The following is a 15223-nucleotide window of genomic DNA, read 5'->3' as shown; positions in this document are numbered from 1 at the left end:
TTCATGAAACGATTCTTGCTCATTTTACTTATCGCCCTCGCTCTCCCGTCTTTCGCTCCGGCCGCCACCCTCGACGAAACCGCGCGTTTTCTCGCCGGCATTCGCACCCAGGGAGATCGCTCCTCGCTGGAGCCGCTCACCCACGATCCCGCCTGGCAGGACCATGCCCGCACCCTCGATGGCGCCTGGGTGAAAAAGGATTTCTTCCAGATCCGCCCGATCCGCGCCTGGATGCTGGCCAACGCGCCCGAGCCGTATTCGAGCACGAAGCCGGTTTATTACATGTTCGGTGGCCCCGATTTCCTTTACGCCAACCTCTTCTATCCCCAGGCCAAGACTTACATCCTCGCCGGACTCGAACCGGTCGGGACGGTGCCCGATCTAAACAAGATGGATATCGCGGCGTTGCGGACCGATCTCAACGCGTTGCGCGCTTCGATGCATACCGTCCTCCAGACCCATTACTTCATCACCAAGGACATGCGGGCCGACCTCACCCGCCCCAATCTCGGCGGCACCCTTCCCATCCTTTACGTTTTCCTCGCCCGGCTGAACTGCACCGTTCTCTCCACCACCTACGTCAAATCCCCGGCCGAAGGGGTGAAAATTACTTTCACCACCCGGGGCGGCAGCCCCCAGACATTGTATTACTTCAAGACCGATCTCTCCGGCGGTCCGAGCCCGTTTTTGAAATGGTGCGCTGAGCAAGGCCCGGGAAACAGCCTGCTCAAAGCCGCTTCCTACCTGATGCACACCGAGGGGTTCTCAGGCGTCCGCAATTTCCTGCTCGAACACAGCCGCGTAATTATCCAGGACGATACCGGCCTTCCTCTGAAAGCGTTTCCGAAGAGCTGGAAGGTTGATTTCTATGGGCGCTATGTGCCGCACGCGGAGATGTTCGGGAAATATCATCAACCCGATCTGGCGGCGATATACAATCGGGAGCCGCCGCCGCCCGAGCTCGGGTTCGCCTTTGGCTACCACTGGCAACGGGACCGCGGCATTCTGATGCTGGCGACGCACAAGTGAGCGCACTTCGTAAAGCTATTCTAGCTAATACCTTATCGTTACACGCGTTGCGTAATAAATTACTCCTTTTAGTTATTTCGATTGCGTCCTGTTCTTCCGCTTTCGCGGCCGATCCGGTCGCCGATGCCACGGCAAAATACCTCGCCGGATTGCCGGTCCGGGACACTCCCCTCGAGAACTACGTGAACGTTGCCGGCTGGACCACCCACGCCACCGATCTCGACAAGGCGTGGAACCAACTGGAGCAGCGGCAGCTTTCGAAACTTCGCACCTGGACACCCGAGGTCCTCGGCCCCGCTTATCAGGACCAGGGCCCAATGTACTACATGTTCAGCGGCCCGGACTTTCTTTACGCCAACGTCTTCTTTCCCAACGCCAGCACTTACATTCTTTGCGGCGTCGAACCCGTCGGTCCCATCCCCGATGTGACGAAAGTCGCGCACCCTGCCCTCGCTTCGGCCCTGGCAAATCTGCGCAAGTCACTGGATTCCGTCCTCAGCTTCAGCTTTTTCATCACCAAAAACATGAAGGTCGATCTGCGGCAACAGCAGCTCAGTGGCACCCTGCCGGTCCTCTACGTTTTCCTCGCCCGCGCTGGATGCAGAATCGACTCGGTCGAACTCGTCGCGCTCGACAAGGCCGGCGCCTTTGTCCCGGAAGGGAAAGGCACCACCCCGGGAGTGAAGATCATGTTCACCGGGCCGGCCGGCCGGCCCCAAACGCTTTATTATTTTACGACCGACCTGGCGGATTGGGCCATCAAAGTGAACCCGAATTTCATGAAGTTTTGCGAGCAGCAAGGTACGGGCGTCAGTTTGTTAAAGGCCGCCTCTTATCTGATGCACTCAGACAACTTCTCCCAGGTTCGTGATTACCTACTGACCCATAGCAAGATGATCGTCCAGGAAGATTCGGGAATTCCCTATCGCTACTTTGCGAAGAACAAGTGGGACATTCGTTTCCACGGACATTACATCGGGCCGATCAACCGCTTCCTGAAACACGGCCAGCTCGACCTCCAGAAGGATGCCAACGCCAGCCACCCGGCGCCTTTGCCTTTCAGCTTTGGCTACCAATGGAAACCGAGCCAGTCGGCCATCATGATCGCCACGCCGAAGTGAGCAAGGAGCGGCGCTTTCCAAACCGCCGTTCTTAGAGGCGATCGCATCGCCTTATTTTGAAGTGTGGCGGCTTCGCCGCAATCAACCAGTCGGCGGTTTGGAAAGCGCCGCTCCTTGGCCCTATCGCCCGACCAGTAGTCGCAGGAATTGCCCATCAGAAAATCTCCCGCCGGCGCCATTCCTGACCACTACCAGGCCCATCGACGGAATGACGTAGAGCCGCTGGTAATAGGATCCAATACACGCCACCACCTCCGAAGGCGCGGTGCGGCAAAGCACGGTCCCGCCCCAGCTCTGCCGATGCCACGGAGGCACCAGCATCTTTTCAATGTCGAACTCGCGGCCTCCGGGAGCATTTCGATTATTCCACCAGCCTAACGAGAAGGCCCGGTTCGCGCCCGAACCGCGCCAGCATTGCGCTAGCGAGCTCGGGCTGACCACGGGGGCGCCGCCGTTCAAGACCAGCTCACCCATCCTCGACCACTGCCGTGCGCTCAAAACCCAACCGGCCGCCAGGAGCGGATTGCCCGCGCTATCGGTCAGGTAACGCTGCGAACCCAGTCCCATTCGGCCCAGAACGCGCCGCTCCAGATAATGCGTGGGCGATTCGCCATTCAGTTTCGCTTTCAGAACCGCGTGAAAGACCTGGAGCGCCGCCGGCCCGTAAATGAAAGTGCTGCCCGGCCGGGCGACGATCGGCGCCCGGATCGCAATCGCGTCGCGGTCGCCCGGATTGTTGTTGTGAAGGCCGTTGACCGGTTCCAAGCCGGCGGAGAAATCGAGGAGTTGCCGGATCGTGATCCGAGACTTCCGCGAATCGCTGGCCCACGCCGGGATCGTGTTGGCGACGTTTTCATCGAGGCTGAGCAATCCATCCTCGGCCGCCGCCAGGGCTGCCAGACACCAGAACGCTTTCGTCCCGCTATAAATCTTGTGCCCTTCGTTCGCATTCTGCTCGAGGAGGGCTTGCCCATTCTGCAAAGCGAGGAACGAGGTTCCTCCCGCGCTCCGCGAATAAGCCGCTGCTGCCCGCAACGCATTTGGATTAACCGGAGCCGCCAACGCCGAGCCCGCGAAAACCAACACCGAAAGGAGAAGCCATTTCTTCATTCGCGTTCCACTCTGGCTGCCGACTCGTGGAATTTCCAGCGGAACTACAGACGCCCGGCTCACCCCATTGCGCGCCGATTTCCCGCATGCGAAAGATGATTCGTCACCGACACCGTCCATGAGCGTCCAGGTTTACGGCTGTAACCATATCGCGATCGAAGTCGACGACGTAAAAAAAGCGGTCGCGTTCTACCGGGACGTCTTCAATCTCAGGAAGCTCGATGAAGGCGAAGGCGACGCTTTCTTCAAGCTCGGGCAGCACCAGTTCCTGGCGATCTTCGAAGTGAAAAAGCTGAGGCGCGACCGGATGCGCCACTTCGGCATCATGGTTCGGGATGAAGCGCAGATCGCCGAAGTGCGCAAGAAGCTAACGGGTAAATACGGAATCAAACTAATCCCCGGATTTCGGTGCGACTTCCGCGATCCCTTTGGCAATCGCATCCAGGTTGTCGATCTCCACGACGAATCCCTTGTCTGGATGCTGCCTTACGCCGAAGTCCAGAAACAGGGAATCAAGTTTTCGAAGAAGACGCAGCGCTGAGCCCTTTTCGTTCGCGGCGTCTTCGCAATATCAATGTGGCCGTACCTCCTCGTCTTCTTCGCCGCCCTGGCGGTCGACACCATCCCGGTTTTCGCCCCGCCGGCCTGGATCCTTCTCGTTGTTCTCCTGGTGAAATTTAAGCTCAATCCATGGCTCACCGTCGCCATTGGCGTGACCGGCTCGACCATCGGCCGCTACATTCTCACTCGTTACATCCCGAAAATTTCGTCACGCCTCGTAAATCGGCGCGAGGACGCCAACCTTCGCTACATCGGTAACAAAATCGGGAAAGCGAAATGGTCCTCTGCAGTTTTTGTCTTTCTTTATACTCTCACGCCACTCTCGACGACCGCTCTCTTCACCGCGGTGGCGATGGCCGGACTGAAACGTCCGTTTCATATCCTCATCCCCTTCTTTTTCGGGCGCCTCATTACCGACGGCGTCCTGGTTTTCTCCGGCAAATACGCCAGCAAGAACCTGAGCGAGCTTCTTCACGGCGAGGCGAATTGGAAAGGCATCCTGACCCTCGCCGCCGGCCTCATCATTATCAGCGCTTTCCTGTTCGTCGATTGGCGCCAGCTCCTCGAGCACAAAAAACTCCGCTTCCGCTTCCGGATTCTGAAATAGCCGAGCGGCCGTCTCTGATTCGAAACAGAAATATTGGAGACGGCCTGCCCTCAGGCCGGTGAGATAAACCGCAGCTTCGCTTTCCGCCTCCGGCACGATGCCGTGCCGGCTTCCATTCCATCGCAATCTTGACGGCTTTAAGCCGTCAAGATTCTGGCTGCCGCTCGAGAACAAACTGAAGACGGGGATTACTGCTGTCCGGCTTTGTCGCCGCGTCGAAATCTGTGCACGCAATGGCGAGGGAGAGCTCAACTGATTCAGCCAGCGATTGCATTTCCTCGGCCGTAAATAATTGCCATTCGAACGCATCGGCACCGCCTCCGGGGTAATCGAGATGGACGTAGAGCCGCCCGTCCCTGACTTCTTTTTGCTCGCGCACAATCCCGGACGGCAGCTCGAAATCCCGGGTTCCCTGATGCCTCGCAAAGAACTCCGGGTTCCACAGATCGAGAATCATGCGACCGCCCTCGCGTAGCCCGTTCGCCAATCGTTTCAGCAGGTCGCGATTGGCGGGCGGATCGAAATAACCAAAGCTTTGCGACATCAGAATCGTGAGATCATAAGCGTCCAGACGCGGTGCGTAGTCGCGGATGTCGGCCTCGACGTAGGTCACGCCACCCTCCCGTTCGCGCGCCGCGGCGATCGCAGCGGCATCACGCTCGACGCCTGTCACCGCATAACCCCGCTGAGCCAGCGCACGGACATGCCTTCCCATTCCACAACAGACATCAAGGACATCCCGAAACCGCGGCAAAGGCGCGCACGCGCAAATGAAATCCACTTCCTGCCTGGTGCGACTCTCCGGGATGCCGGCATGAAAGAACCGGAACCAATTCTCCGAATACGAATTTGTTATCTGGCTCATCAATGCATTTCCTGGTGGATCGGCCGCTCCGGCGGACGATCGCGCCGACGCAAATTCCACGCTGCCGTTTGCTTTTCCAGACTCTTAACCGCGGATGACGCGGATAACACAGATTTTCAAAAACCCGGCATCTTGCCCGAATCTTTTTTCTTCATCCGTTTGATCCGCGTAATCCGCGGTTAAATTTAGATTCCTCGCTTCCAGGGTTCCTCTTCGGGGTAAGTTGTCCGCGTGCCGCTGATTGCCTTGCTTGCAGTGCTGCTCCTCATCGTGGCGTTGATTTTCGCGATGCCACTTTTGCTGGTGTTGCGGTACCGCGTCGGCACCGCTCGCCGGATGGGCCGTCCCTGGGTCGCGACTACCAATCTCATCATGATGATTTCATCGGCGGGACTTTTTCTTTGGGCGGCCGCCATCACAGGGCTTTGGATCCCCCGGGCGCTCCTCTACTCGCTCGCCGGTCTCGTTGCCGGGATGCTGCTGGGGCTCCTCGGGTTGGCCCTGACCCGTTGGGAGCGATCGCCGCGAGCTCTTCACTACACGCCTAATCGCTGGCTGGTGTTGCTCATCACGCTCGCCCTAACGAGCCGGCTCCTCTACAGCCTGTGGCGTGTCTGGCACCACTGGCGCACAACGGGACCCGACGCCTCGTGGCTGGCTTCGGCCGGTATTGCCGGCTCGATGGCCGTCGGCGCGCTGGTGATCGGTTATTATCTCGCTTACGCAGCCGGCATCCGCCGGCGGCTCGCGAGGAACGTAGAGCAATCGCTGTAGCCACCCCGCTCTCGGGGCGCCTGACGCGGCGACAGAGCGCCGCGGCTACGGGTAGAGCGCTGAACCCGTCGCCTACGCGTTCACGACTTTGGTGCCCGCGATCAAGTCATGAATGCAGCGGCGTTCCTCGCTAAAGATAAAACAGGCGTCCACCAGCGGGAAAATGCTGCCCACGATGGGGATCCCGTTGATGAATCCGGGAACGATCAGCCGGAGCAAGCAGGCATGGACAAACCCCGGGCTGGAGTCATCGAGATACTTCACGATCTTCACCTTCATCATCTTTTTGCCGACTGACTGGCCGCGGGTGCTCAGCAGATAAATCTGCACGATGAGCAGCGCGAGGAAGCCAAGGCCGAGCAGGATGCCGCCGATTATTTGGAGTGTGTCATTGTTATCATCAGCTCCAATCGCCAGCATTATGCCTCCCGGAGCGCAGCAGAGGCAGAAGAGCAACCCATCGATCAAAACGGCCGCCAACCGGGTCCCGCGGCCTGCCAGGTTTGAATCGATCGGTCGCACGGCGACGGCAGCGGCCGGCTGAGTGCCGGGAACAGGTGAGACGGCGGGCGGAGCTCCGGCCACCAGTGGTGTGCTCGCGGGGAGGACCTGGCTAACGGGTTTCCAATCCGCCATTCCTTCGTGCCAGGCCAGGTCCGTGCCGGCGATCGATCCGGCCGCGAGCATCTCTCTCACCTGCACGTCGGAATAGGGTCCCATCCGTTGTCCGTTCTTGGCTATATGAATTTGCATAAAATTTTGAGTAGTGGTTATCGGAAGCGCCGCAGACTAGGAAATCGGGGAAGCCCATGACAAGGGGAAACCAGCGGGCCCGCGAATAACGCGGATAAACGCGAATTTTCCTGAGCCAAATCACAACCCGGTTAGAACCTGCTTTAATAATGCGTAGGCTTTCTCGCCAATTCCCGGCGCGGTTGCTTCGCTCGGTCCGGCCACATTCAGCGTTGTAATTTTGTTTACCGCCAGCCATCGGTCGATCTTCTGTTTGGCCTCCGGATCGCCCACGTCGCAAACCAGCAGCGGCCGCTGGAAACGCCTCGCGCATTCGATCGTCCAGTCAACGTCGGCGCTTGGGGAGCAATCGTTCCGCCTAACTATTAGTGTTCCATCCGCATCGCGGACGTTCCATTCCGTCCGTTGCGATCGAGGCACATCTGGCGCATCCGGACTTCGTTCCCGTTCCGTTTCCTCCAGCGGAAACTCCGCCGAAATAACGCCGTCTTCACTCACGCGTCCCGGCGGACACCACCCGCCGATTTCCAATCCACAATCCCTCGCCGCGCATAACGCCGCCTGGTCTACGCCCGTCTGCCCGCCAGAAATAACCCTTTTCAATGCAGTGACGAGTGACATGTGACGTGTGACGAGATCAACCCGGCGCCAATCAGAGTGACTGCGGAGTATGACCGGTCTTGGTTTACGAGGTCGGAGGTCGGATGAGCGCGGCACCCGCGACGCCCAACATGTCACTCGTCACATGTCGCTCGTCACTATCCCTTGATCTTCGCCGTCACCGGTCCCGGTCTTGAAACGTTGATCCTCGTCGCCGTTTTCCCTGTGTGCCGGCCGCTCGTGTAAACTAGAATGTAAGTCCCGGCATCCGGTGCCTGGAACGATGCGAGTAAACTTCCGTCCGCTTCCGCCTTGACCGCGACCTCAACGTTTACCAGACCCATCCGGCCGATGGCGCTTTGCTTCCGCACTTCGAGGCCCGGGGTTTCGGCCGCGTTCGCTACCGCGCCAGCCATCAGCGCCAGCGCGAGAATCCCGCAGAATAACTTTCTCATGCCCGATGTTTCTAACAAAACTGAACTTCTCCTTCCAGCCAATTTCGCAGTGACATGTCACTGCTTTGTCCTCACATCATCTTCGGTTTCCACGTCAAAGCGAAGAACCCGATGAGCGCGAGAAACCCGGCGTCGATGACAAGTTGGATGATGAAGAAAATGAAGAGGAGTCTGTAAAAGAACGGTGTCCGCCAGATCCAGTAAGCGGCGACGCCGGCTACCACAAGCGGCTCGAAAATCGCCAGGGCCAGATTGACGACGTTCGGATCATTCAACTGATAATGGTGGGTCAGCCAGCCGCCCGTCTTCAGATAATAATAAATCCACGCCGCCCCGACGAGGTTAACGACCGAATAGATGATCGGCTTCGCGTTCACCCGCGGTCCTCGCTTACCGCTGCACCCGCCTGTCATCGATTATCGCCATCAAAAGGCAGCCATAGATCCCGGCGTGCAGGGCGGAAACGACGAACCCGAACGCGGTAAAGACCCACGCCCGGCCCATTCGTCCGTCGCTTGCAAAGACCCATTGTTGCAGCGCTGTCTGCACAGCCGGGATAACAAAGCACAACAGCAGTGCTGCCCCGAACCCGGTTATCGCCCAGAACGAAGCCGATGATCCCTCCTGACGCCGGCCCATGATCACCACCAGAGCGATAGCGCAGACAACAAGCGTCGGCACGTGCACCACCAACATGGAGAGAAATACCCTGACTTGATCGAATGAAGATTCCATAGGTGCGTCATTTAAGATCGCGTCGGATCAGGTAAGCGAGCGGAAACAGGGGCCGAAATTGGAGACGACTTGCGCTCCGGCCAGGGACGCGCCGAAACACTCTGGCCGGGCGCGATGGGACTGATGTGTTCGAGGATCATTCTGTAATCGGGATGGGTCTTTGGATAAACGAGCTGTCCTTCCCCGTTACCGCCACCCGGAAGCTCACCCCGCAGTCGCAACAGAATTGTCCCGTCGGCTTTCATCTCCGCCGTCCCGATGGAGGCCGGCATGCTTTTCGGCTCGCCGCCGAGCGCCCCAAAACTAAATACCAGAACGGCGCCGCACAGAATCGATCGAAAGATCGTCATCCTCCGAAGACGAACACGTTTCTTAATTTTCCTTCTTCCTTTAGACAATTGGACCAAGGTCCGATTGCCGACCGCGCGCGATCGGGCAGAATCGGATTCGACGATTCAATCTCCCGCGACATGAGCCATCCCCATTTTCATGTTGTCCGGCGCGGAGTGACCCGCCCGCTGGTTTTGACCCCCTCGCTCAAGCGCCGGATTTGGGACGCCCTGATTCGCCGCGCGATGGTCGAGCTCGGAAATTACGACAACCGCTCACCCACCCCGCCAAATCGACTGCGGTTTACGCGAATGACTCGGATAGTCTAGAAACAAACGCGGCCGGTCGGCCGCAAGATTGCCGGATCAGGCAGTGGCTCAGTTTGCGCGTCGGAATCTGCATGGGCGCGCGAGAGGGTGTCTCGACTCTGGAAGAAGTGATCGCGTTGCTCTAGGGTCGAGAACGGTAGAACTGCCCCTATGGCCAAAAAGAAAGATCAAAGCCTGACTGAGCGCATTTCCGCGCTCATAAATCGAGTCGGCGAATTGCCAACGCCGAGCATGGCCGACATCAAGGGCGAACTGGTTCCTTGCCTCGGCCTCACGCAGACCCTGGAGGACGGCACGGTCGTACGCGATTTGGAAGCTCAGATAGAGGCTCAGAAGGCGGCTCTTGAAAAATTGGAGGAGGAGAAGCGCAATCTTAAGACCGAGCTACAACCCCTCAGGACCGAAGTAGAGGCGTTTCGCGCAGAAAGGGAGAAACAACAAGAGGCCGAGCGCGAGATTGACCCAATTCAGCTTAAAATTCTCAGAAAATTGCCGAGTGAATACAGCGGGCAAGCGATGGATATCCATGAAATTGGTCGCTCGGTCAGCGTGCCAGTAGATGAGGCCGAACTCTACACGCAGAGCTTGGAGGCCCAGGGATTCGTTAATCGGTTCCACAATCGAATGGAGGGGACGACATGGCGCCGGAGTCCGAAAGGAAATCAACTCGTCGTGTCCAAGCGCTGGGCGGGCGAGGAGGAGCCAAAAGAGATAAAGCCACAGCGCTCGCAGCACGGGGAGCTTACGAGCAGTGAGGAAACGATATTGCTGTTGCTGGCAAGGAACGAAAGCGAAGGCGCATCCCCAGACGAAGTTGCCGAGTCGCTGCACGGCACCGCTCCAATGGCACTTTTTCTCTTGGTGCGACTACGCCAGAGAAACATGGCAAGCGATAAAGCCGCCCCTAATTTCAACACACCGCGCCAGTGGTTTATCCTGCGCGCAGGCTTGGAACACCTCTCGGAGCGAGGACTGATCTAATTTCAGTTATGAACCGAAAAAACTTCGACGCGGAGTTAGAAAAGAAGCTGCCGATGGTCGCGATGGACGAGCAGGGCCGTTGGTTCTGCGCATCGAGGCAACAGGACGCGGTGCGTTTCGAGTTTTTTGAGAACGAAGAAGCAGCCCGGACGGCGCTCGAACAGCGTAAACAGGCAAACCACAGTTCAAATTAACGCGCCACCCGAATGCGGCGGTCAGAGCGTCGATTGCGGCGCAGGCCAGACAATGGTTTTATGAAAATCAGCCCAAAAGATCGAGAAGTGGCGAGAGCATACGAAGCAGCCAAGCCGAAACAATTTGGCAATCTTCACCAGCGGATGAAATTTGTAATGCGAGGACTCGAAGAAGCTCGTGGATGGAACACAAGCGAGCCTGATCCACAATTTGATGAGGATCACCCGGACCTCGTTCATGGCCTGTTTGACCTAGAAAAAGAGATCAAATACCACGTCCCGGCAAAGCCTCCGTTCGCGACGCGGATCGAACCTCGCCCAATTCGAAAGCCGCGCTCAAATTAAGGCACTACCCAGGCTAAGGCCATGATCGGGCGAATCGTCGAATACAAAATTCTGAGTTCTTCTGGCATTGGGGAGCGTCGCAGAATCGAAAACTTGGTGATCCTCGTAAATCAGGCGATTGCCGAGGGATGGGAGCCGATAGGGGGCGTTGCTGCACATGCCGATGAAGGTGCACATCCTTACTTTTGGCAAGCCATCGTGAAGCGCGAGGGCAATTCCGATTCAAACTGATACACTACCCAGGCTAACACCTCATCTGAACGATAGGTCCATATGACATTACGCTACCTCGCCCTGTCGCTCCTATCGCTGAGCCTGATCGCCGGTGTTAAGGCCAAGCCCGTCATCTCGCGCATGACGCCCGAGCGCAGAGCCGTCCTCTCGGCCCTGAGCAAAATGACGCCGAACGGCAAAGTGGCGACGTTCAAGGTGAACATCCTGAACATCAGCGGCGACTGGGCCTTTGCCGACGTCACGCCGCTCGACAAGGCCGGCCACCCGCTCGCCGAGCAGAAGGTGGCGGTATTACATCACGTGCGCGGCCCTAACGGCGCCGATAAAGGATGGAAGGAACTCGATCTCTCGAAAGTTCCGCCAAACCCCAACGAGGAGGAGTACGGCCCCGGTTTTCAGAAGAACATACGGAAGACATTCCCCTTCCTGCCAAAAGAGATCTTTCAGAAATCCTAGCCGGCCGCAGCGTCGCCGTGCTCGTCACATGTCAGTGATCGAGCCCGAAAACTTCGACTAATGCGACCCCGGTACCATTTTGGACTCCGCGAACAATGGCGGTGTAAGAGCCGGGACTGACACTCGTCAAAATCGCCGACTCGAGATTGTGGCGTGGCTCAAGGCCACTATCGATGATCGCCTGTTTGTTAGCCGCGTCGATCCAGTTGTCGTTGGAAGCGCGCAAGGAGCCATTGCTGTCGCGCAATTCGAGCACCGGGTCGGCTAGCGCATTTGCCACTCCGACCTGCGCCAAGGATGGCCCGATCGCCCGTACGACCACGACTTCGGGACCCGAGCCCGTTACGATCAACCCGCCGATCAGCACTCTGTCTCCCGTCTGCACAAAAGCACGCGTGGAAATATTTCCAAGTTTGGAACTGGCTGTTTGCTCGAGATCGTACGCCTCGACCACCGCGGTCCCGGTGCCCATGTTCGCGCCGCGAAGAACGGCCGTGTAAGCACCGGGATTTAGATTGGTCAAAATCGCAGCTTCGAGATTGTGACCCGGCGCCAGGCCGCTATCGATGATCGCTTGTTTGTTCGGCGCGTCGCCCCAGTTGTCGCTGGAGGCAAGCACTGCTCCCGTCGAATCATGCAGTTCCAAAACCGGATCGGGTAACGCATCCGTAATCCCAAGATTGGACAGGCTCGGGCCGATTGCACGGAGGATCACCTTCTTCGGTCCGGTCCCGGTGACGATCAATCCGCCAATCATAGCATTGTCGCCAGTCTGGACGAAGGCGCGAGTGGCGATATTAGCGAGCGTCCCCGGCGGTAGGCCGGAGCCCGGGCAATATTGTCCTCCGGTGCTGGCGACAAAGGCATGAAAATGGTGCAAAGGGTCGTAATAGCTAAAGTATCCTCCCCATACGATCATGCGATCGCCGGTCCAGACGGCGGTCGGGAGCTCGACGCCGAGAGGGGCATTGATGGTAGTAATGGGGATCCAACTGTCAGTCTTGGGACGGTATCGTCCACCGGTGTTCAAATAGGGGTCCTGGTGTAAACCATTTCCACCCCACACGATCATTTCGTCCCCTGTCCAGATGGCGGCATGAGAGCCTCGACCAGCCGGCGCATTGAAAAGGCTTGTCGAAGCCCAGGTATTGGTTCTCGGGTCGTACCGCGCCCCGCCGTTTTCAGAAGGACCGGCAGCAGAACCTCCCCACACAATCATCTCCTCTCCCGTCCATACCGCGGTATGCCGATTTCGCGCGGCAGTCCCAATAGTGCTAGTGGCCGCCCAGCTGTCGTCGACCGGATTATACCTTCCACCTGTATTGGTAGGGCCCGACGAAAGAAAAACGCCGCCCCAAACCAGCATCTCTGTCCCCGTCCAAATCGCCGTATGGTATTTTCGCGAGCCGGGTGCGTTTGCGGTGCCGGTTGCAATCCACGAGTCTGTGCTCGGATTGTATCGCCCACCGGTGTTGGTAAAACCGCTGCCTCCTCCGAGTTCCCCGCCCCAAACAATCATTTCATTACCGGTCCAGGCAGCGGAGTGCCATCGTCGGGGAGCAGGCGCATTTGTCAGGGTCGTAGAAGTCCAAGTGTCTGTCGCGGGGGCGTATCGTCCACCTGTGTTTAGGATGCGAAAAGGATCCGGACCCCAGCCTCCCCAGACAATCATCTCCGTGCCCGTCCAAACCGCGGTATGAGATTCCCGGCGTTCCGGCGCGTTTAACGTCGAAGTCGGCGTCCATCTGTCCAAAGCGGGATCATATCGGCCTCCGCTGTTGGTCGTAAGGACATTGTTGAGCTGGCCACCCCAGACGATCATTTCGCTGCCTGTCCAAACTGTTTGGTGCTCATATCGGCCGGCTGGGTTATTCGTAGTGGGAACTGGGGTCCAGCTATCGGCCGTCGGATTGTATCTCCCCCCGTCGTTTAAGGTTTCACCATAGCCGCCGCCAAACACGATCATTTCGCTCCCTGTCCAAACCGCGGTATTTGTCGCTCCTTGAAACGGAGCGTTACTTGTGTTCATCGGGCTCCAGATATTCGTGACTGGATTGTAACGACTCCCAGAATTCGCCGGCGCGCCGGATTGACCGTCGACTATGCCGCCCCAAAGAATCATTTCGGTGCCTGTCCAAACAGCGACAGGCGATTGGCGAGCCGCAGGCGGATTGCTTGCACTCAACCCGACCCAACTGTCGGCGGCAGGGTTGTATTTGGCGCCGTCACCTACGAAAGCGCCATTCCAGCCGCCCCAAACCAGCATCTCACTGCCCGTCCAGACCGCGCCTTGCGCCGTTCTCGCCACCGGGGCGCTCACGGTGTTGGTGCTCGTCCAGGTGTCTGACACCGGATTGTATTTCGCGCCGCTCTTTAAGTAGCAGGTGTCGCAGCTCCTGCCGCCCCAAACGACCATTTCACTTCCAGTCCAGAGGGCCGTGTGCTCGATGCGGCCTTCCGGTGCATTGGCGGTGCTCATTGCCTGCCACGAATCGGTGCTCGGATCATAGCGACCACCAGTAATCGGGGAAGTGGCATCAGTGCCACCCCAAACAATCATTTCTGTTCCGGTCCAGACCGCGGTGTGAAAAAACCGCGGCGTAGGTGCATTGCTGAGACTCGTTGGGGTCCACGTGTCATTTGCCGGATTGTACTTGCCACCGCTGCTTAAAAAAAAGCCAGGGTCGGCGCCACCCCAGATAATCATCTCCGTACCGGTCCATACCGCCGTATGGCGATATCGGGCCGTTGGTGCGTTCGTCAGACTCACCTTGGACCAACTGTCAGTGGCTGGATTGTACCTGTCGCCGGTGCCTATCGGCAGATCATAATTACTTCCACCCCACACGATCATTTCGCTGCCCGTCCACACCGCCGTATGTGTGGCACGGCGTGCCGGCAGGTCGGCCAGCGCCGACCAGGTGTCGTCTATGCATGTGCCGGAGGGAATTCCGCCTAAAGCCGGGAGCGAGTAGCCGGTGAAGGCCGGCACGTTCCGAGAACGGACCCCTGCCACCCCGAGCCTGGTTGCCCCGCCGGAGGGTGGTTTCATTTCATAAAATTGATTTGCCAACTGCTCCGATAACGCCGGTCGGGCCAGACACTCCGCGATGACAAATAGATCGTTGCCCAACGCTGCGAATAATTCGCGCAACATGTCTGGATTCTTCGTCTGCCGCGCCATTCGGTCCATTTCCGCCTGTAATTCCTGAAAGCTAATCGGCTGCTGCCAGTAATCCTCTAGCACGCGCGAGTTTCGCACATACGATCGGACTTTCTCTTCGATCTGTCCGTGTGACATCACCGCCTCGAGAGCCGGTTTGGAATCAGTGCGTTCTTTCGGCCAGATGCGATGACGCCAATAAACTTCCTCAATTTTCCGCTGGTAATCCACGCGTTCTTCAAACGTCAACGTCCGGTCGAAGGCGGCGGCTGTGATCGGCGCGCCCTTCAAAGAAACGAGACTGAAAAAGCCCGCCCCGCCAATCGCGACCACGAGGAAAAGGCGTTTGATCGACAAAAAGCAGGAGGAAAAACCCATAAGGTGGCGTGACGGAACGCGCCTTTTTATGCAGCTTCAAGCAAATGTCAAGCTCGAGGGGGTTCGCGGAAAGCGGTGACGTGGAACATCTGACCCGGCCGGGATCTGCCAGATTGATTCGCACCAATTCGCGTTATTCGCGGGCTAACTGTCCGGTCCAGATATCGACGGAGTGAAACAGCATTGCAGGCGGGTGTCTCTAA

20 protein-coding genes are annotated in these 15223 nt (G+C 58.1%); 11 read left to right on the top strand and 9 right to left on the bottom strand.

Features of this window, described 5'->3' with window-relative positions:
* The first annotated feature begins 3 nt into the window (after positions 1-3).
* Together VJU77_10030 and VJU77_10025 are read left to right on the top strand one after the other, a co-directional pair.
* Positions 4-1029 (top strand): hypothetical protein, encoded by a 1026-nt coding sequence (locus VJU77_10030; GenBank protein HKP03684.1) that lies wholly within the window; start codon positions 4-6, stop codon positions 1027-1029.
* A gap of 47 nt (positions 1030-1076) precedes the next feature.
* Complete coding sequence (locus VJU77_10025) at positions 1077-2150, top strand: hypothetical protein (protein HKP03683.1); 1074 nt, start codon at positions 1077-1079, stop codon at positions 2148-2150.
* A gap of 120 nt (positions 2151-2270) precedes the next feature.
* Here the strand turns inward: VJU77_10025 and VJU77_10020 are convergent, their stop codons facing one another.
* A complete protein-coding gene (locus tag VJU77_10020) occupies positions 2271-3260 on the bottom strand; it encodes a serine hydrolase domain-containing protein (protein ID HKP03682.1) in 990 nt (329 codons plus the stop codon).
* Between the two features lie 118 nt (positions 3261-3378).
* Here VJU77_10020 and VJU77_10015 point away from each other — a divergent pair, with 118 nt between their 5' ends.
* Together VJU77_10015 and VJU77_10010 are read left to right on the top strand one after the other, a co-directional pair.
* Positions 3379-3801, top strand: a complete 423-nt coding sequence (locus tag VJU77_10015; GenBank protein HKP03681.1) for a VOC family protein — start codon at positions 3379-3381, stop codon at positions 3799-3801.
* 33 nt (positions 3802-3834) lie between these two features.
* Positions 3835-4428: a hypothetical protein gene (locus VJU77_10010; GenBank protein HKP03680.1), complete on the top strand. Its 594-nt coding sequence runs from the start codon at positions 3835-3837 to the stop codon at positions 4426-4428.
* A gap of 145 nt (positions 4429-4573) precedes the next feature.
* Here VJU77_10010 and VJU77_10005 read toward each other — a convergent pair whose 3' ends face one another.
* Positions 4574-5293, bottom strand: a complete 720-nt coding sequence (locus tag VJU77_10005) for a class I SAM-dependent methyltransferase (protein ID HKP03679.1) — start codon at positions 5291-5293, stop codon at positions 4574-4576.
* A gap of 231 nt (positions 5294-5524) precedes the next feature.
* Here VJU77_10005 and VJU77_10000 point away from each other — a divergent pair, with 231 nt between their 5' ends.
* Positions 5525-6067, top strand: coding sequence for a hypothetical protein (locus tag VJU77_10000; protein HKP03678.1), 543 nt, complete (start codon positions 5525-5527; stop codon positions 6065-6067).
* A gap of 72 nt (positions 6068-6139) precedes the next feature.
* On the opposite strand, the gene VJU77_09995 is transcribed toward VJU77_10000, so the two are convergent.
* The 6 genes from VJU77_09995 to VJU77_09970 form a co-directional block, all read right to left on the bottom strand.
* Positions 6140-6820: an RDD family protein gene (locus VJU77_09995; GenBank protein ID HKP03677.1), complete on the bottom strand. Its 681-nt coding sequence runs from the start codon at positions 6818-6820 to the stop codon at positions 6140-6142.
* Positions 6821-6940: 120 nt separating this feature from the next.
* Positions 6941-7423, bottom strand: coding sequence for a putative molybdenum carrier protein (locus VJU77_09990; GenBank protein HKP03676.1), 483 nt, complete (start codon positions 7421-7423; stop codon positions 6941-6943).
* A 155-nt stretch (positions 7424-7578) separates the two neighbouring features.
* Positions 7579-7875, bottom strand: coding sequence for a hypothetical protein (locus VJU77_09985; GenBank protein HKP03675.1), 297 nt, complete (start codon positions 7873-7875; stop codon positions 7579-7581).
* A 71-nt stretch (positions 7876-7946) separates the two neighbouring features.
* Complete coding sequence (locus VJU77_09980) at positions 7947-8252, bottom strand: hypothetical protein (protein HKP03674.1); 306 nt, start codon at positions 8250-8252, stop codon at positions 7947-7949.
* Between the two features lie 13 nt (positions 8253-8265).
* Positions 8266-8610 (bottom strand): hypothetical protein, encoded by a 345-nt coding sequence (locus tag VJU77_09975; GenBank protein ID HKP03673.1) that lies wholly within the window; start codon positions 8608-8610, stop codon positions 8266-8268.
* Positions 8611-8621: 11 nt separating this feature from the next.
* Positions 8622-8960, bottom strand: coding sequence for a hypothetical protein (locus VJU77_09970; protein ID HKP03672.1), 339 nt, complete (start codon positions 8958-8960; stop codon positions 8622-8624).
* A 120-nt stretch (positions 8961-9080) separates the two neighbouring features.
* On the opposite strand from VJU77_09970, the gene VJU77_09965 reads away from it, so the two are divergent.
* From VJU77_09965 to VJU77_09940, 6 genes are all read left to right on the top strand, one after another.
* A complete protein-coding gene (locus VJU77_09965; protein ID HKP03671.1) occupies positions 9081-9269 on the top strand; it encodes a hypothetical protein in 189 nt (62 codons plus the stop codon).
* Between the two features lie 150 nt (positions 9270-9419).
* Positions 9420-10250 (top strand): hypothetical protein, encoded by an 831-nt coding sequence (locus VJU77_09960; protein ID HKP03670.1) that lies wholly within the window; start codon positions 9420-9422, stop codon positions 10248-10250.
* 8 nt (positions 10251-10258) lie between these two features.
* Positions 10259-10444 (top strand): hypothetical protein, encoded by a 186-nt coding sequence (locus VJU77_09955; GenBank protein ID HKP03669.1) that lies wholly within the window; start codon positions 10259-10261, stop codon positions 10442-10444.
* Positions 10445-10504: 60 nt separating this feature from the next.
* Entirely contained in the window at positions 10505-10789 is a 285-nt protein-coding gene (locus VJU77_09950) for a hypothetical protein (protein HKP03668.1), read from the top strand.
* A 21-nt stretch (positions 10790-10810) separates the two neighbouring features.
* The gene (locus VJU77_09945) at positions 10811-11020 is read left to right on the top strand and encodes a hypothetical protein (protein ID HKP03667.1); all 210 of its coding nucleotides are present in this window, start codon (positions 10811-10813) and stop codon (positions 11018-11020) included.
* 42 nt (positions 11021-11062) lie between these two features.
* Positions 11063-11479 (top strand): hypothetical protein, encoded by a 417-nt coding sequence (locus VJU77_09940; GenBank protein HKP03666.1) that lies wholly within the window; start codon positions 11063-11065, stop codon positions 11477-11479.
* Positions 11480-11510: 31 nt separating this feature from the next.
* Here VJU77_09940 and VJU77_09935 read toward each other — a convergent pair whose 3' ends face one another.
* The gene (locus VJU77_09935) at positions 11511-15020 is read right to left on the bottom strand and encodes a hypothetical protein (protein HKP03665.1); all 3510 of its coding nucleotides are present in this window, start codon (positions 15018-15020) and stop codon (positions 11511-11513) included.
* Positions 15021-15223: the final 203 nt, after the last annotated feature.

It is taken from the genome of Chthoniobacterales bacterium, assembly GCA_035274845.1.
GTDB lineage: Bacteria > Verrucomicrobiota > Verrucomicrobiia > Chthoniobacterales > UBA10450 > AV80.
The sequence above is the reverse complement of the archived record's forward strand: the minus strand, read 5'-3'. Positions and strand labels throughout refer to the sequence as shown.